The organism is Paenibacillus xylanexedens (genome assembly GCF_017874615.1).
In the GTDB taxonomy this organism is placed as follows: Bacteria; Bacillota; Bacilli; order Paenibacillales; family Paenibacillaceae; genus Paenibacillus; species Paenibacillus xylanexedens.
In genome coordinates this window covers 57,935-74,958 of record NZ_JAGIKV010000029.1, presented here as the reverse complement: position 1 = coordinate 74,958, position 17,024 = coordinate 57,935, and the positions used below count along the sequence as shown (strand labels likewise).

Here is a 17,024-nt window from a genome sequence, read left to right as displayed (position 1 = left end):
GTAGCTCTGAAATGGTGGTTCTTACTTTCCATTTTAACCTACGATGTGCAGCAATATGGAGGGCTATTTTTGCGGTTACGTTCATCATAGCTAGCTTAACGTGGGTTGAGGCTCACCATAGGCAAACGAGTCATTGCTGTAAGTAAAAACATGAAATGAGAAAGAACAGTTCGGTTTCACATCTTAATATATGGTACAATAATCCAAATATGGAGTGTTATGAAACCGAATGAGAGAACGTAATAAGCGATATTTTTTGCAGAAGATGGAGAAGAGGAGGGGCGGCATGAGTCCTAAAAGAGAGCTGAACCGTTTCTTCCCGTTGGTCATGTATCTATTTGTAATAGCCATGTGTCTGGGGGCTTGCAGTTTGGGACCAAACCAGAGGCCAGCGGGTGAACCGAAACGGACCGATGAGTATACGTTGAATTCGGAGCGAAGAGATTTGAACGAGCGGGTTACGAAAAGACCTGAATCCTTCCATAGGGATACGCCAGATGAGTATAATTTGACAGCAACGGTGGATGTGAATCATGCATCCGGAGTTGATCGGATTACTTATGAGATTTTGGTGAATGAGGCTCGGGTGCCCATGGTTAATGTCATTCAGTCCTTCACCCTCGATACCAACATGATAAATCGAATAGATGCCGGAGAGTTATTTCATTCCAATGTGAGTAATACACACGAGATTAGTTTAGGGCCGGACAAGGAACCGCTTGGATTGAGTTTGAGCAGAAGTTACGTCTTGAAGCCAAAGGCGGAGATCGACAGCAATATCCTCCAGCGTTATGCAGATATGTATATCAAAATTTCCTATGGCCCAAATGATCAGCGAACGGAAGATTATTTTCATGTTCAGGCCGAGCCGTCTCCAAGGACGATGGAGTATATGAAGTCATGGGAGAAAGAAAAATAGGAAAAAGCAGCACCCACCAGTTCCGTATGAGGAATCTGATTAGACGCTGCCGGTTATCTATTTGAGATAGTAAGGTTATTACTTTTCAAAATACTGATTCATCTTATCCCACATTCGATTGAACTCACTTCGTTCCATTGAAAATGCTCCAGGCTTCTCAGGTTTATGATGAGAAGTTGGCTCAAAGTTTAAGTATTCATGGTGTGTAGTACACTCATAGTTTTTGCTGTTAATGAGGAATTCAACTCTATCCTTAAAGGGTCTTTCCAGTAATTTAACCACCATGATGTCTCCACTACTGGTGCTTCTTGCAGGAGAATATATCAGAAAGTAACCTTGTTCAATTCGATATTCCATAGCAATGACCTCCATTAGAATATAGATCGAATACGATAATATCCGATACCCTCTCTCCGTTTACCTACTCCAGTTCAAATGATTCCAACGTGCCAACCATCCGCAGATTATGCTCGCGGTTGAATTGTTCCCGCTTGTCCGCATCGGCGTACTCATCATGATAATGCATCAGTACGGTTTTCTGTCTCACTTCCGCGGGTAACTGCTCCAGATCCTTCAATGAGGTATGGGATTTGATGACCAGATCGTGCATATGGCATTCATGGAAAATCAGCTGCACATCAGCGGCAACTTGCTCCACCCGTTCCTGATCGAGTGTACTGTCTGCACTGTAATAGAAGTAAGGCTTGGCGAGCAGTCCGTTGCTGACCATACCGGGAACATGTTGCGTCCGAAACGTCTCAAACGTCACGCCGCCCAATTCAAATGTGCCTCCATCTGGCAGGGGAACGACATCGTAGTAATCACTCATGGTACGTTCACCATCCGTTGTGTAGCGCATGCCGGGGGATAGAATGTTCCAGAGCGGATCTACCAATTGTTCGTGTATGAACAGACGGGGTTTGCGGTCGCCTACGATCTGTGCGTAATAACCCAGCATCTGTACACCATTAATATGATCTTCATGCAAATGGGTAATGAACACATTGTGGATATCGGTCATGGCGAATCCATATTCCTTGAGTGCTTTGGCATTTGATTCTGGGAAATCAGTGACCAGATGCGTGTCTCCAAATTCAGCCAACATACTATTGTGGTGCTGCTCCACGCTGAACATATCTCCTGTACCGAGAAAAGTAACTTTCAATTCATTTCATCTCCTTGTGTGATCTTCAGATCAGCATCCTTGCGTTAAATCCAGTATACCTTGTTCCCGAATAGATGCCTAAATCAACCTTTTTTGATAACGCTATCATTTTATATTGAACTTTGATGATAAACAGTGTAGCGTAAAGATGGGAAGTGAACCCATATGAACGTAAACTCACCTAAAGGGAGCGTGTGAGGCGAATGAAATCTTTTCTGGATGAACAATTTTTGCTGCACAATGAAACGGCGATCAAGTTATATGAGGATTATGCGAAAGACATGCCGATTATTGATTATCATTGCCACCTCAGTCCTCAGGAGATCTACGAGAACAAAACCTTTGGCAATCTTACAGAGGCTTGGTTATACGGTGATCACTATAAGTGGCGGCTCATGCGCGCAAACGGAATTGAAGAGCAATATGTGACAGGCGGTGAGGGAGTAACCGATTACGATCGTTTCCTGGCTTATGCCAAAACGGTACCGATGATGATTGGTAATCCGCTGTACGCCTGGTCTCATCTGGAATTACAGCGATATTTCGGCGTCTACGAAGTATTGAATGAGACAAGTGCCCCAGCCATCTGGGACAAAGTAAATGCCAAATTGAACAGTGACGGATTCGGTGCACGTGATCTGATTACCAAATCCAATGTCACTGTTGTGTGCACAACCGATGATCCAACGGATTCTCTGGAGTATCATTTGAAAATTCAGGAAATCGAGGGCTTTGATACGGCGGTATTACCTTCTTTCCGCCCGGATAAAGGCTTGGAATTGAACCGGGATACCTTCGTGGAATGGGTGGGCAAGCTGTCGCAGGCATCTGGCACTGCCATTTCAGATTATGAATCTTTCCTTGCTGCGCTGGAGTCTCGTGTGGAATTCTTCCATTCTGTCGGCGGCAGAGTCTCTGACCATGCACTCGATTATGTCCCTTACGGAGTGGCTACACGCGAAGAAGCGGCAGCTATCTTTGCAAAGGTACTTGCGGGTCAGAAGGTAACTCGTGAGGAAGAGGACAAGTACAAGACGGTAACGCTGACGTTCCTTGGCAAACTGTATGCAGATCGGGGCTGGGTGATGCAGTTCCACATTAATGCAGCCCGTAACAACAACACACGGATGTTTGCCAAACTTGGGCCGGATACTGGTTACGATGCCGTGAATGATACGCCGCTTTCCGCAGCGATGATTGGATTGCTCGACGCGTTGGAGCAGCAACAAGCACTGCCCAAAACAATTCTGTATTCTCTGAATCCAAGGGACAATGAAGTGCTCGCGGCGATCATCGGCAGCTTCCAGGGCGGGGGTATTCCGGGCAAAATCCAGCTTGGTGCAGCCTGGTGGTTTAACGATACGAAGGATGGCATGTTAGCCCAGATGAAAGCCCTGGCGAATGTAGGTCTGCTCAGCCGATTTGTCGGCATGCTAACCGATTCACGCAGCTTCCTGTCCTACACCCGGCATGAGTATTTCCGTCGTCTCGTCTGCAACCTCATCGGTGAATGGGCCGAACAAGGGGAGGCACCGCAGGATCTGGAGTTGCTCGGTCAGATCGTACAGGGCATCGCCTACAACAATGCAAAAGAATATTTCCCGTTTGCCTCAGTGCTTAAAACAGTCTCTGCTTCACAGTCTTAATGAGTAACAAACGCACCTAATCATGCAATTTATGCAATAAGAAGATTCTTTTGTGTCTACTTTTCAATCGTAATAAAATGCTCCCCTTCCTTACCTCCGGGCCATCATCCACCGGAGTAATGAACGGGAGTTTCTTTGTAAGTTGGATTCAAGGCATTACATCCATTGACCTTAACACTATTGGGTTTCCGATAACAATTGTGCATATAGAGCAGCAAGCTCTGGAGAAGGAGCAACACCTATTTCCTGAAGTAAACGTGCTGTATATTGTTCATAATGTTTGATCAGGGCTTCCTTGTTATTCTGCATGGAAAGTGCTCGGATGAGCAGGATCAGCGATTCTTCGTGCAATTCATTGCGATGCAGGAGTTTTTTGAGTAGGCGGATAGCATTACTGGTATCTTTGGCTTCCAGTAGGGCATTACACAATCGCTGGTTTAGTGCGTTATACATAAGTAACAGTCGTTCAACCTCGCTCAAGGACCACGTGTATCCATATTCTCCAAATAAATCACCCACATACATTTGCTCAATCAATAGGGCTTGTTCTATGTCGGCCCCGGATTGAATGACAGATAGCCGCCTACATCCTTCTTCGAAGCGGATAAAATCAACCGTAATATCGGATAAATTCAGAGCGTAATAATTATTGTACGTATGAAGTACTTTTTTCAGTCCATACCCATTAAGCAACTTGCGTAGCTGATAGACCGTTGTGTTGAGGTAGACCTCGGCATTCTTCTGTGGCATGTTTCCGAAAATATCTTCAATGAGACGGGTACGGGATACAAGCCGTCCTTGCTGGACAAGCAGATATGCAAACAATTCAATACTTTTGCTGGATTTCCATTTGGTCTTGGTTCCGTGGTCGCTGTGAATCTCGATTCTGCCCAGAGCATTGAACTCTACCGCTTGCGCTTCAATCGTTGCCACGACTTCTTCCTCAGGTAACTTGCTGCGCGACTCTGCCAGCGCTCTGTGTACCGTTTGGAGGAGCCGATCCTGTTTCACTGGTTTCACCATATAATCAAAGGCAAAGACATCAAATGCAGATAAGGCATATTCTATATGAGACGTTATAAATACAATATGGGTCTGTTTGCCCTGCTTTCGCAGTCCTTCTGCAAATTCCAGTCCGCTTTCCCGGGGCATGTTAATATCGACAAAAATTAGATTTACCTCGTGATCGTCAAGATAAGATGATGCGGCCTTAGTATCCAGAAATGCACCCATAACCTCCACTTCCCTGATCTTTGCCAGCATCTTTTTCATAATCAGGTGCATGGCTTTCTCATCGTCTATCAGAATGACCTTCATGTATTGTCCTCCACCTGCACGGAATATGGAGAAGACTCGTTTGCATTAGACTGGGGTGCAAGAGGTACAGAGAAGTAGAAGTTGCTGCCCTGCGAAGGTCTGCTGTCAAACCAGATCTCGCCCCCATTCAGGCGTACAAACTCCCGGCACAGATTCAAGCCAAACCCGATGCCGCGTTCCCCTGCGGTTCCCGTTGCCGATACCGGATACTCATCCTGAAGCAGGGAACGGGCCTGCTCATCTGTAATCCCTTCTCCTGTATCGCTTACTGATACCACAATATGCTGATCCTTTCGTTCGGCATTCAACGTGATCTGTCCTCCCGGATTAGTAAATTTAATGCTGTTGGATAAAAGGTTTCGAAGAATCAGGTCAAGCATTTCTTTATCCGCATAGACGCACACTCCTGGTGAAATATTCGATACCATTTGAATATGCTTATTCTCGCTGCGAACACGTAACAAGCGTATACTGGCCTCCACAGAATAGTGCAGATCCCGTTCTACCGGATGGAAGACCTGCCCTCCGCCTTGGCTGCGGAACCATTCGAGCAGCCCTTCTACCAGAGCAAACGTATTATGAATCTGGTGCTTCATTTCATGGATAATCTCTTCATGATCAGCATTGGATTCTTGTATTTCTTCCTCAAGCAAGTCCATCAGATTAACCAGTACGGCTACTGGATCACGTATATCGTGAGCCACGACATTGAACATTCGGTCTTTGAACGTGTTGAGCTCACTTAACTGTTGGGCGTTGTCGCGAAGTTTCTTCTCGGCCTGTACGGCTTCAGTTACATCATTAAGCAGTAGCATCTTGCCAATGGGTTTACCACTTTGATGCTGAACAAGAGAAAGATGAACGTTATAGGTTCTGCTACTCGGGTCGTTGGAGAGTTGAATTTTACGGACATCGTTAAGCGGTTCCTGTTCAAGCAGCTTTGCTAGAAGCTGTGGGTATTGTACAAGTACCTGACTGGCATGCTGGCCCAAGCCTTTGGGATGAAGAGACTCAATGATGCGCCGGGCAGAACGGTTGTAGCTGGTCAACACATGGTCCAGATCGAACACAATAACAGCATCCTGTATGGATTCGAATACCTTTTGGTATGCCAGCGGAGCCAGACGAAGTAGATTGAATTGGAAGACTCCCCATGTGTAGAAGATGCCCGATATAACAAATCCAAATGGAGAAAAATCAAGGGGTGAATGAAAGATATTACTTAGGTAAATTAGTGAGAACATGAATGGTCCACAGGAGCCAATAATCATAAATATGATTTGTTTTTTCATAGGGGGTGTGGCACGAAGCAACATCTGTACCAGGAAAAAAACAGAAATAAAGAACAGTGTATAGGAAAACACAACATGAACAGAAAATAAAGGTCCTTTCTCAAGAGACACAAGCGGGAATCCCCAGGATGTATCGATCGTCATATTGGTATAGAAGAGGTGATGCCACTCGTTGGTATTATGTGTGATAAACGTAAAAGAAGGCACTAGTAACAACAGAAGCACATTGCGTGTACGCACCCATGATTCACGCCCTGTATAATGCAGCACCATAAGGAAGTAGAACACTGGACCGAGCAGAATTCCAACATACTCGATTCGAAGCCAGAATCGAATATGGTCCAGTTGCTGACTAATGATCTCGAAGCCATAGCCGAATGTATAAAAAGAACTGACAAGCATCCCCAGCCCGTAACTGATGGCAATGGGCGAGCTTCTTCTTTTATAGGAGAGGTAAGCAAGCATTAATGTGCAGCAGGTCGCAGCCATAAGCAATGCAGATAAGTACATATTAGGGTTCATGGATGGGCCGCCTCGATCTAAGTCATATTCATGCAAGATATGCCTCCTATGTTATCAGAATCAGGATTAAAAACATACGTGTTTGAGAGCGGATATTCACTTTTATTTTTGGGTTCAAAAATGAAGGTTCCTTCGATGGTTGAATCTGTTAAAAAAGCCCATCAAGACCTGGAAACAGGCTTGGCAGGCTTCAATGATTTCATCTTATTATAGGATTTCGAGAAGTGCGGCCAATTCAGGATTGGTTTGGAGCACTCGCAAAATAATGGTCAGTGCTTCTGCACGGGAAGCAGAGTTCGCTGGATGGAATTCTCCATTCCGATCTCCTTGAATAATTCCGGCTGCTGCCGCTTGCTGGAGCTGAGCTTTATTCCAGGTTTGCTCCAGGTCGGAGAAAGCGGGTGCTTCTGCGGTTGGAACCTTGCTCAGATCCATAATACGCGAGATGATGGCGATGATCTCAGAACGCTTGATCTCTTGATTCGGTCTGAATGTACCGTCTGGGTAACCGGACAACACACCCTTGCTTTGCAGAGAGCGAATGGAAGATTCTGCCCAGTGACCGGATACGTCGCTTATTGTATTGCCTTGGTTGCTCGACAGATCGAATATTTTGGCGATCAGGGTTGCGAACTCGGCACGGGTGATACTGGCGTTCGGATGGAAGGAGCCATCGGCATAACCGGTTACGACACCCAGCTTCACGAATGTATTTACAGTTGACCCTACCCAGTGCGTAGTTGTATCAGTTAATTGAACAGACGCAGGGTTGGACTGTGCTGCTTTAATCTTCTGGGTGAAGCTCGTCATGAAGGTATCCATATTGATAACCTGGTTGTTGAATGGTGGTCCAGGTACTACATCTGTTCCGGGTGTTGGCTGAGGACTCGGCTCAGATGGTGTCACGGGTGTTGGTACAGGTGTAGGAACTGGTGCAGGTGCTGCTGGTGAGCCTGAACCACCACCCGAACTTCCTCCAGAGTTACCACCTGTATTGCCTCCATTACCCCCGTTGTTGACCGCGGTAATCGCCACCGTTTTGGTTCCGAATACGCCTGAAAGATCCGCTGCCTTGGCTTGAACGAGTACGTTTCCTGCCGAAGTTCCAGTTAGTTTTCCGTTTGCATCAATGGTCGCTTTACCTGTTCCGTCCTGTACAGACCATACGACAGAAGGATTCTTAGCATCGACTGGAAGAACATTGGCGGTCAGCGGTATGGACTGGCCTGTTTGCACAGAATCACTGCCGCTAATCGTAATGGAATTGACGAGAATAGGAGGCGGTGTGATCGTGACTTGAACACTGCCAACGACTCCGCTACCATCCGTAGCAGTAGCCTGCACTATGACGGTTCCAAGATCTCCGGCGGTAAGTAAGCCTGTAGCCGGATCGATCGTGGCTGTTCCAGTTTGATCGGAGACAGACCAGGTCACGGCAGGATTGATTGCGTTAGAAGGTGAGATTGTAGCATTTAGAGCCAACGTCTCACCGGAAATTACAGAGAAGACATCGTCCGGGCTGGTTACTTTCACATCGGTAACGATGGATAGTAGGTTATCATTAAGTAATTTTGAGCCAGAGTATACGCTGATAGGTTTTGTGATTGGTCCCGATTTGATCGGAAAGGTTACAAGCCCAAGTCCACCCGCTGTAAAGTATGAATATCCATTTGCTACGGTTGGGTCACCATTTCCATTCAGACTGTGAAATTCTAAATTTGGATCGTCTCCATGCAGGAAGATTTCAGTTCGGTTGTTAACAGGTTGCCCCTGCTCATCGTAAACAGCCAACGTATAATTTAGATAACCCGAATAAGAAGAAGGCTGGGATGCCGCAATTAACTGGACATGATGTGCGGCAGATGCTGGTTTATTACTTTGAATATTGAGAATATTAATTAGATTGCCAGATATATCAGGGATATAGTTATCTGGAACCCATGCTATTCCATCCGTTTCAGCGTATCCCCCGACGATCTTTTTATTAATATCCATGATAGCTTCTACACTGCTGTTAACTCCGATATCTGGAACCTGTACAACTTCTCCACTGGAATACCTGAAGAATACTTGAGTACCTTCGCTCGGTTTATCATTGGGATATTGTATTATAATGGAACTTTTGTTGGTTACACATCCGCTTAATAAAACTGCAAACAAAGCCAATAACATACCTGTTTTTCCTATTTTGAATCTGTTCATCTTCAATCTTCATCTCCTTAAATTCTGGTTACTACATTTTGAAATAAGTATATCTGGCTCCAATGACGGCAAAATGACAAAACCCATAATCAAGCGCGTGTATGCTCTTGATTATGGGTTTATATTGGTTATTTTTAGATGTTTGACAATGGCTTCTTGCGATAATATACTTAGTACACCTAATTAATTGTGCGTCTATTTAATTGTACTGCTATTTAATAGATGACCTATGATGATGGATATCTATGGAATGATAAAGAGAAAGAAGGAGGGACCCATTATGACTGATATAGATCCGGTCGCTCAGAAGCTTTTGTACTCCATCATGCAGTTTAATAAAGGCAAATGGAGGCAACATAAACCTCATGGGCGCAATCACAATGAAATTATGGTGCTGGGTTGTTTGCTCCACGGGATGCATCCGGGAGAACAATTGAACTGGCAGGACAATCCGCCTGATTTCAATGACACGATCGAATCCAATCATCCCGGGATGAAAGTCTCGGAAATCAGCGCATTGCTACGAGTGAAGTCACCGACCATTACACCTGTTATTCGTGGTCTTGAAGATGAGGGGCTGGTCAAACGGACGATGGACCCGGAGGATCGCCGTGCTGTCCGCATCACGATTACTGAAGCAGGTCGTGAAATTATTCGGGCTGCTCACCTAGAACGCATGGAAATATTCAATAAGTTAGTTGAGCATTTGGGTGAGCAAGACAGTACTCAGCTGGCTGAGTTGTTGACCAAGGTATACACCTTTTTTGATACATTAACTTCCTTGCAAAAGGATGATTCGACAAGAGGAGATGATACGCCATGATGAAACTGTTTCGCATGCTGAAGCCATACCAAATTCCGATTATTTTCATTCTGGTTTTGGTACTGTTTCAGTCGCTTGCTGAATTGTACCTGCCTACGTTAATGGCAGATATTGTGAATGACGGCATCATTAAAGGAGATATCCCGTATATCTGGCAGATTGGTGGATGGATGTTGGTCATCGCGATTGGCGGAACAGCGTGTTCGGTGATCGCCAGTTATCTCTCATCTCGAACAGCGGGTGGATTTGCCAAACAACTGCGGAGCAGAGTTTTCCGCCATGTGGAGAATTTCTCGCTCCAGGAGTTCGATAAGATGGGTACTGCTTCACTGATTACGCGTACGACGAATGACATCACACAGGTACAGAATGTACTTACGATGATGCTGCGAATGATGATTATGGCTCCGCTTATGTGTATCGGGGGTATCTTCATGGCGGTATCTCAGGACGCCAAATTATCTACGATTTTCCTGGTCGTGCTTCCGGTACTGGGTGGAGCTATTGCGCTGATTGGTGCCAAGGGTTTACCTTTGTTCAAAACCATTCAGAAAAAGCTGGACCGACTCAATCTGGTGCTGCGTGAGCAGTTAACAGGGATTCGGGTTGTTCGTTCCTTTAACCGTGGGGAGCATGAGAAAGTGCGCTTTAACGGGGCCAATACAGAACTGAGAGATTCATCGATCAAAGTTAATGTGCTCATGGCGACTATCATGCCTGTGATGATGCTGGTTATGAACTTTTCGATGATTGCCATCCTTTATTTTGGTGGAATGCGGATCGACAGCGGCAATATGAACATCGGTGCGTTGATTGCCTTCATCCAGTATGCAATGCAAATCATGTTCTCACTGATTATGGTTTCGATGATCTTTGTTATGATCCCAAGAGCTTCAGCATCGGCAGAACGGATCAACGAAGTACTTGATATGCAGCCGGATCTTAGCAATCCCGAGCAGCCTCGTGGTATGAAATCCATGCAGGGTATGATTGAGTTTGACAATGTAACTTTCCGTTATCCGGGTGCAGAGAATCCAGCTTTGTCCAATATCTCCTTCACGGCTCGCTCAGGTGAGACAACAGCCATCATTGGCGGTACGGGTTCTGGGAAATCGACATTGCTCAGTCTTATTCCACGATTTTATGATGTGACCGAAGGTAGTGTTCGGGTAAATGGTACGGATGTGCGTGAAATTCGGCAGGAAGATCTGCGTGCCAAAATTGGCTTTGTACCACAAAAGGCAGTCCTCTTCACGGGTACGATTACGGAGAATATTCGTCACGGGAAAGACGATGCCACAATGGATGAAGTTGTTCATGCGGCCCGTACAGCTCAGGCGGAGAACTTCATTACCGAGATGAAAGAGGGATATGACAGCCTTATCGCGCAAGGTGGTAACAACGTATCTGGTGGACAAAAGCAACGTCTGTCCATCGCTCGCGCACTTGTTCGCCGTCCGGAAGTTTATATCTTTGATGACAGTTTCTCTGCTCTCGATTTCAAAACGGATGCTAAACTTCGTGCTGCACTGAAGTCGGAAACGACAGAAGCGGCTGTGCTGATTGTTGCGCAACGCGTAAGTACAGTAATGGATGCCGATCGCATTCTGGTTATGGATGAGGGCCGAATTGTCGGTTCAGGAACACATAAAGAGCTGCTGGAGCACAATGAAGTGTATCGCGAGATTGTATCCTCCCAGCTGACAGAGGAGGAGATCGCATGAGTGAACGTACAGAACGTAAGTCGCCTCGTCCCCATGGTGGGCCGGGTCCAGGTCCCGGAATGGGCATGCGACCTCCCGCTGAGAAAGCAAAAGATTTCAAAGGCACACTGCGGCGCTTGATTCGTTATCTTCAGCCCCATAGTTCTCGTCTGTTAGGCGTGCTGGTTGCAGCCATTTTGAGTACCTTATTCAGCATCATCAGTCCAAAAGTTATGGCAGAAGGAACGGATATTCTCAGTAAAGGCGCCATTGCCATCCTCCAGGGTGTACAGGGAGCCGGGATTGATTTTCCTGCATTGATGAAAGTATTATACCTGCTTGGTGGACTCTATCTGTTCAGTGCTGCATTTATGTATGTTCAGCAATACCTGATGGCCGGTGTGGCCCAGCGTGTTGTGTATGACATGCGTGAGCAGATCAGTGCGAAGGTTGGACGTCTTCCTTTGAAATATTTTGATTCCCGCACAACTGGGGAGACACTTAGCCGTGCCACGAATGACGTGGACAATATCAGTAATACACTTCAACAAAGTTTGGCACAGTTCATTACGTCTATCGTCACGATTGTCGGCGTAATTATCATGATGCTGACGATTAGTCCATGGATGACCTTGATCACGATTTTGACGTTGCCACTCAGTGTAGTTGTTGTCATGCTGGTCGCATCTCGTTCGCAAAAACACTTTGCGGGTCAACAGAAATCCCTTGGGGAACTGAATGGTCATGTCGAAGAGATGTATACCGGACACAAGGTCGTCAAAGCATTTGGACGTGAAGAACAATCCGTACAGCAATTCGAGAAGGTCAATGAAGAACTGTATGAATCTGGCTGGAAAGCCCAGTTTATCTCCGGTATTATTATGCCGCTCATGAGTTTTGTGGGTAACTTGGGTTATGTACTGATCTGTGTGGTCGGTGGGATCTTCGTTACACGTGGTTCTATCTCCATCGGGGATATTCTGGCCTTCACACAATATTCCCGTCAATTTACACAACCGATTAACCAGATTGCAAATATCTCGAATATTATTCAATCGACGATTGCTTCGGCGGAACGTGTATTCGAGTTGTTGGATGAAGAGGAAGAAGTTCCAGAGTCCAAACAACCCGTGCAATTACAGCAGCCTAAAGGCGCGGTTGCATTCCAAGGTGTTAATTTTGGATATAAAGAAAATGAACTGCTCATTCATAACATGAATATTGATGTAAAACCGGGACAGACGGTAGCCATTGTTGGACCAACGGGAGCCGGTAAAACTACCCTGATCAACCTGTTAATGCGTTTCTACGAAATTCAGGATGGTCGGATTACGATTGACGGTGCCGACATTAATGACATGGAGCGTGGTAAGCTGCGCAGTCTGTTCGGCATGGTGCTTCAGGATACCTGGTTGTTCAACGGAACGATTCGGGACAACATCGCCTATGGTCGAGAAGGTTCTACGGAAGAGGATGTAATCAAGGCAGCCGTTGCGGCACATGCAGATCACTTTATCCGTACACTGCCTGATGGTTACGATACGGTGCTGAATGAAGAGGCGTCGAACATCTCTCAAGGGCAGAAACAGTTGCTGACCATTGCAAGAGCGATCCTGGCGAACCCAGCCATCCTCATTCTGGATGAAGCGACGAGTAGCGTGGATACACGGACTGAAGTATTTATCCAGAAAGCAATGAATGATCTGATGAAGGATCGCACGAGCTTTGTCATTGCACACCGTTTGTCTACCATTCGTGGCGCCGATCTGATCCTGGTTATGGATCATGGTAACGTGATTGAACAGGGCAATCATGATGAATTGATGGCAAGTCAGGGCTTCTACGCCGATCTGTACAATAGTCAATTTGCGGAGCAACAACCGCAGGCGATCTGATTACAGATGTAACTAACAAGAATAGCCGGGAGCACTCTTATGGGTGCTCCCGGCTATTTGTCGTGTATCCAGAGGAGTCGATTCCAATGTGAAGCTGATTGGATTCGTTTCGATACGATGGATCTATAAGATGTAATGGAACGTTGGCATGGTAACTGGGTTAAGGTGCCCGTCAGCCTTTCAGTTGTTTGCGTGAGGTGCAGAAAGGGGAGTCTTCAAGTTTCGTCCATGCTAACGAATCGTAGACACCTTATATGGAGGATTATCAAACACTCCCAATTCTAACGAACTTGAGACATGTTATTTCTCGGATAAGCAGCACAAAGCGGTAAAATAAACTGCAGAATGAGGAAATAAAGTGTCTACGATTCGTTAGAACGCCGGCATTGTGGAATTGGGCCTGTTAGAGTGTGCTGAGTTCGTTAAAATATTCTAGTAAACCTTAGTCATGATTGTCTTACATATGCCATGCTACAAAAATAAAAACGGGACGAAGCGGTGTAACTACACTGCTTTGTCCCGTTTATTTATATTTTGAATTCATCGTACACCAATCTAAATACAAGCATACGAGCATAAGCTCACCGATTGGGACATCCAGATTGGTTATGAAATACTTTTTAAGCTTCAGTTTGGGCTGTGTTCCGTACTTTACTGATCCTTAGACTCCTTAGCAGGTTCATCTGCGCCGTTGCTAGAGACTGACTTCACTTCTACCTTCACGTCGTCGCTATTAGCTTCCTCCAGTGCAGACGGAGCCGGTTCACCCGGAATCAATTCGCGCTGCTCAATCATGCGTTTGACGACTTCATAGCAGTCATCCACATGTTTGTTACCTACATAGCGCATGGCTGTGAAGCTGAGTGCAGCAGCCAATCCCTGTCCTGCAAATGGGACAAATTTGGCGACGGATTTGGTGGCTACGCGTACGCCGACTCTTTTCAGAACCTGTACCACCAATTCCTTGGTGATCATACGACCGATGACTTTGCTTCCGATGGACATGACGAATCCATAGATCATGGATTTGGTCTCGGGGTCCATGCCGTCCAGCTGTTTTTGTGATAATCCGAATTTATTGTTAATGGCAGGCAACAGCTGCATCAGCATCCCCACATCAGCCAGTACGTCTGTACCGGGCAGCGGAACGAGTGTTGTACCGGCAGAAGCGGTAGCTCTTTTGCGAACCATGGTACGGCATTCCTTGCGAACTTGCTCCAATTGTTCCAACGTTGCCGGAATCATAGGGAATCCCTCCATTCGTATATGGTATAGATATAACCGTTTTGACTCGATTTGAATGGGTTCTCACCAGCAAAATTTGCAGCCTTATGACATTAAGGTGCGGAGAAACTCTTTTTCTCATGCATACATCTGGTTAAACAAGGAAATGGCTAGTTAGATAAAAGGGTTATCTATTTAAGTTTAACTATACATTTACACGAGAACGTAGAGGACAGAATTAACCTGAAGAAGCGAAGCGTTCGCCTTTATCACCAGATTTTCACCTTTGTAAAAGTAAATCAGAAAAATCTGGGGATAACAGCGATCGGAAGGTTATTCTGGCATCGGAGTGGCATGTGTGAATATTCTTAAGTTGAACTTATATAGCTATTACGAATGAATGAGGATTAGGATGCATACCTGATTGGGAAACCTATTTGGAATCATGATGAGTACTTAGCGAAGGGCTTGTTTACGGCTTCAACCTTTGTGGGTAAAGGGTAACAAGCATTGGAATGGAGGAAGAGGGATGGAATTTAACAAAGCGTTGTTAATTCATCATCATCATTCGGGCAAGGCCAATCGTGAGAATACAGTGGGCCTTGTGGCTGGTGTGCTGGCTCCCGCTGTCCGTGAATGCGTCATTGTGCGTACGGATGAACCAGGTGAAGGAGAGAAGTTGTGTCGTGAGCGCGGGGAACTATTCGATGTTGTGTTTATCCTGGGTGGGGACGGCACGGTGCATGAATGCGTGAATGGACTGGCTGATCTGCAACATCCTCCGTTGATTGGCATATTGCCTGGAGGCACCTGCAATGACTTTGCGCGTTCGCTCGGGATTTCACCGGATGCAGAGACTGCGGCACAAGAAATGCTGGCAGGTCGGGTGGTATCCATTGATGTTGGACGAGCCAATGATCGGGTGTTCACGAACTTTTTCGGCATTGGCTTGATCAGTGATGCTTCGCAGAATATTAACGAGAATCTGAAAGGCGCGCTGGGTAAGCTCAGTTATTTTATCAGCACGTTGCAGACGATCAGTCATACGGAACCATTTCGTTATCAAATAGAGGCGGATGGGAAAGAGATGGAAGGCGAAGCAGTGATGATCTATGCAGCCAATGGCCGTTTTCTGGGAACCAATGCATTACCCTTTGCACCGAATGCGTTGCAGGATGGCGAACTGGACGTGCTGATTATTCATGAGACAGGCATTCCGCTGCTGCGAGAGATTCTGTCACACAAGCCGGAGGGAGATTGGCAACCTCAGAGTGAGAGCATTTCATACTTCAAGGCATCTACGCTAAAAGTGAAGACCGATGCGCCGATGTCAGCTGACACGGATGGCGAATTGTATATGAAGACACCCGCCGAGCTGTCGGTGCTGACGGGTCATCTGAAGTTTCTAACCGGGGAGGGTTATTAAATCCCACGGTTTTTTGGTTTGATTTTAGTTGATCGAAAACTTAAACATTCCCTGGCTGATCTTTCATATGACGTTGTCTGAACTCATCCTCCAGCATGCTCATCTGAATGGCATCATGGTATTGATGATTGTAGAACAAGACATCCCGCTTCACACCCTCGCGCTGGAATCCAAGCTTCTCATACGTGCGAATGGCTCGCTCGTTGAAGGCGTACACCTCAAGCTCGATTCGATGCAAGTTACAGATGCCAAAGCCGTAGTCCAGCATAAGTAGCAACGCCTCGCTACCATAACCTTTTCCTTGATGCGCCGCCTGATCGATGGCAACCCGGATATGTGCACTGCGATTCTTGGCATGCATGTCCATCAGGACGACATCTCCGATGATCTGATCATTTTCCTGTAAAGCAATCAGTAGCATGAGTCGGGTGTCATCTTGTGCAGCGCTCTCAACATAACGTTCAACCTGAGCGCGTGTGAAACTGTTCTGTGTTCCCGTCAGCCTGCGCATCTCGGCGTCAAACAGGCTGGGGAAATAAGCATCCACATCTGTAATCTCGAAAGGACGCAGGTATATGCGCGACGTTTCTAGCAGACGAGGGATGCGTGGGGATGGTTTTGAATGTGACATGGTTATTTCCTCCTATAGGTTCCAGGCTAGTATTATTCATGTTATGTATCGTATTAATCAACGGGAAATAGATAATTAACAACACTTTACCATATTTTCTCATGCTTGTAGCTATAATGGTCGATATAAGTATTGTCGTGCTTGCTAAGTCGAAGAGAAACTTATTTTTGAAGATTCGTATTACTCTGCTCGAATTACATATTTTGATTTGCTGTACTGTATACATAGCTGCGTTGTAGTAAACCAGACATTCATAGTC

13 protein-coding genes are annotated in these 17,024 nt (G+C 45.9%); 6 read left to right on the top strand and 7 right to left on the bottom strand.

The window, feature by feature from the left end; all coding sequences use genetic code 11:
* The first annotated feature begins 286 nt into the window (after positions 1 to 286).
* Entirely contained in the window at positions 287 to 919 is a 633-nt protein-coding gene (locus J2Z28_RS27180; protein WP_211085276.1) for a hypothetical protein, read from the top strand.
* 78 nt (positions 920 to 997) lie between these two features.
* On the opposite strand, the gene J2Z28_RS27175 is transcribed toward J2Z28_RS27180, so the two are convergent.
* Together J2Z28_RS27175 and J2Z28_RS27170 are read right to left on the bottom strand one after the other, a co-directional pair.
* Complete coding sequence (locus tag J2Z28_RS27175) at positions 998 to 1,276, bottom strand: hypothetical protein (RefSeq protein ID WP_211085275.1); 279 nt, start codon at positions 1,274 to 1,276, stop codon at positions 998 to 1,000.
* A 64-nt stretch (positions 1,277 to 1,340) separates the two neighbouring features.
* Positions 1,341 to 2,084 (bottom strand): MBL fold metallo-hydrolase, encoded by a 744-nt coding sequence (locus J2Z28_RS27170; protein ID WP_211085274.1) that lies wholly within the window; start codon positions 2,082 to 2,084, stop codon positions 1,341 to 1,343.
* A 203-nt stretch (positions 2,085 to 2,287) separates the two neighbouring features.
* Here J2Z28_RS27170 and uxaC point away from each other — a divergent pair, with 203 nt between their 5' ends.
* Complete coding sequence (gene uxaC / locus J2Z28_RS27165; protein WP_211085273.1) at positions 2,288 to 3,730, top strand: glucuronate isomerase; 1,443 nt, start codon at positions 2,288 to 2,290, stop codon at positions 3,728 to 3,730.
* Between the two features lie 177 nt (positions 3,731 to 3,907).
* On the opposite strand, the gene J2Z28_RS27160 is transcribed toward uxaC, so the two are convergent.
* The 3 genes from J2Z28_RS27160 to J2Z28_RS27150 all read right to left on the bottom strand — a co-directional run bounded on the left by J2Z28_RS27160 (position 3,908) and on the right by J2Z28_RS27150 (position 9,063).
* The gene (locus J2Z28_RS27160) at positions 3,908 to 5,047 is read right to left on the bottom strand and encodes a response regulator (RefSeq protein ID WP_211085272.1); all 1,140 of its coding nucleotides are present in this window, start codon (positions 5,045 to 5,047) and stop codon (positions 3,908 to 3,910) included.
* Positions 5,044 to 6,897 carry a sensor histidine kinase gene (locus J2Z28_RS27155; protein WP_211085271.1) on the bottom strand — a complete coding sequence of 618 codons (1,854 nt, stop codon included), beginning with the start codon at positions 6,895 to 6,897 and terminating at the stop codon, positions 5,044 to 5,046. The genes J2Z28_RS27160 and J2Z28_RS27155 overlap by 4 nt, the downstream gene beginning before the upstream one ends.
* A 171-nt stretch (positions 6,898 to 7,068) precedes the next feature.
* Positions 7,069 to 9,063, bottom strand: a complete 1,995-nt coding sequence (locus tag J2Z28_RS27150; RefSeq protein ID WP_211085270.1) for an S-layer homology domain-containing protein — start codon at positions 9,061 to 9,063, stop codon at positions 7,069 to 7,071.
* Between the two features lie 280 nt (positions 9,064 to 9,343).
* Between J2Z28_RS27150 and J2Z28_RS27145 the strand changes: the two genes are divergently transcribed.
* The 3 genes from J2Z28_RS27145 to J2Z28_RS27135 are packed head-to-tail and all read left to right on the top strand — an operon-like array spanning position 9,344 to position 13,484.
* Positions 9,344 to 9,886, top strand: a complete 543-nt coding sequence (locus J2Z28_RS27145; protein WP_211085269.1) for a MarR family winged helix-turn-helix transcriptional regulator — start codon at positions 9,344 to 9,346, stop codon at positions 9,884 to 9,886.
* Complete coding sequence (locus tag J2Z28_RS27140) at positions 9,883 to 11,610, top strand: ABC transporter ATP-binding protein (protein WP_211085268.1); 1,728 nt, start codon at positions 9,883 to 9,885, stop codon at positions 11,608 to 11,610. Before J2Z28_RS27145 ends, J2Z28_RS27140 begins: the two co-directional genes overlap by 4 nt.
* Entirely contained in the window at positions 11,607 to 13,484 is a 1,878-nt protein-coding gene (locus J2Z28_RS27135) for an ABC transporter ATP-binding protein (RefSeq protein ID WP_211085267.1), read from the top strand. The genes J2Z28_RS27140 and J2Z28_RS27135 overlap by 4 nt, the downstream gene beginning before the upstream one ends.
* A gap of 651 nt (positions 13,485 to 14,135) precedes the next feature.
* Here the strand turns inward: J2Z28_RS27135 and J2Z28_RS27130 are convergent.
* On the bottom strand, positions 14,136 to 14,729 hold the full coding sequence (locus J2Z28_RS27130; RefSeq protein WP_211085266.1) for a hypothetical protein: 594 nt from the start codon (positions 14,727 to 14,729) through the stop codon (positions 14,136 to 14,138).
* A 508-nt stretch (positions 14,730 to 15,237) separates the two neighbouring features.
* Between J2Z28_RS27130 and J2Z28_RS27125 the strand changes: the two genes are divergently transcribed.
* On the top strand, positions 15,238 to 16,134 hold the full coding sequence (locus J2Z28_RS27125; protein ID WP_211085265.1) for a diacylglycerol/lipid kinase family protein: 897 nt from the start codon (positions 15,238 to 15,240) through the stop codon (positions 16,132 to 16,134).
* Positions 16,135 to 16,174: 40 nt separating this feature from the next.
* On the opposite strand, the gene J2Z28_RS27120 is transcribed toward J2Z28_RS27125, so the two are convergent.
* Positions 16,175 to 16,765, bottom strand: a complete 591-nt coding sequence (locus J2Z28_RS27120) for a GNAT family N-acetyltransferase (RefSeq protein ID WP_211085264.1) — start codon at positions 16,763 to 16,765, stop codon at positions 16,175 to 16,177.
* Between the last annotated feature and the right edge of the window lie 259 nt (positions 16,766 to 17,024).

What these genes read in the sequence shown, in the direction of transcription:
- J2Z28_RS27150 (WP_211085270.1), bottom strand. Translation starts at nt 9,063, where the DNA reads ATGAACAGATTCAAAATAGGAAAAACAGGTATGTTATTGGCTTTGTTT.
- J2Z28_RS27130 (WP_211085266.1), bottom strand. Translation starts at nt 14,729, where the DNA reads ATGATTCCGGCAACGTTGGAACAATTGGAGCAAGTTCGCAAGGAATGC.
- J2Z28_RS27125 (WP_211085265.1), top strand. Translation starts at nt 15,238, where the DNA reads ATGGAATTTAACAAAGCGTTGTTAATTCATCATCATCATTCGGGCAAG.
- J2Z28_RS27135 (WP_211085267.1), top strand. Translation starts at nt 11,607, where the DNA reads ATGAGTGAACGTACAGAACGTAAGTCGCCTCGTCCCCATGGTGGGCCG.
- J2Z28_RS27140 (WP_211085268.1), top strand. Translation starts at nt 9,883, where the DNA reads ATGATGAAACTGTTTCGCATGCTGAAGCCATACCAAATTCCGATTATT.
- uxaC (WP_211085273.1), top strand. Translation starts at nt 2,288, where the DNA reads ATGAAATCTTTTCTGGATGAACAATTTTTGCTGCACAATGAAACGGCG.
- J2Z28_RS27120 (WP_211085264.1), bottom strand. Translation starts at nt 16,765, where the DNA reads ATGTCACATTCAAAACCATCCCCACGCATCCCTCGTCTGCTAGAAACG.
- J2Z28_RS27145 (WP_211085269.1), top strand. Translation starts at nt 9,344, where the DNA reads ATGACTGATATAGATCCGGTCGCTCAGAAGCTTTTGTACTCCATCATG.
- J2Z28_RS27180 (WP_211085276.1), top strand. Translation starts at nt 287, where the DNA reads ATGAGTCCTAAAAGAGAGCTGAACCGTTTCTTCCCGTTGGTCATGTAT.
- J2Z28_RS27175 (WP_211085275.1), bottom strand. Translation starts at nt 1,276, where the DNA reads ATGGAATATCGAATTGAACAAGGTTACTTTCTGATATATTCTCCTGCA.
- J2Z28_RS27160 (WP_211085272.1), bottom strand. Translation starts at nt 5,047, where the DNA reads ATGAAGGTCATTCTGATAGACGATGAGAAAGCCATGCACCTGATTATG.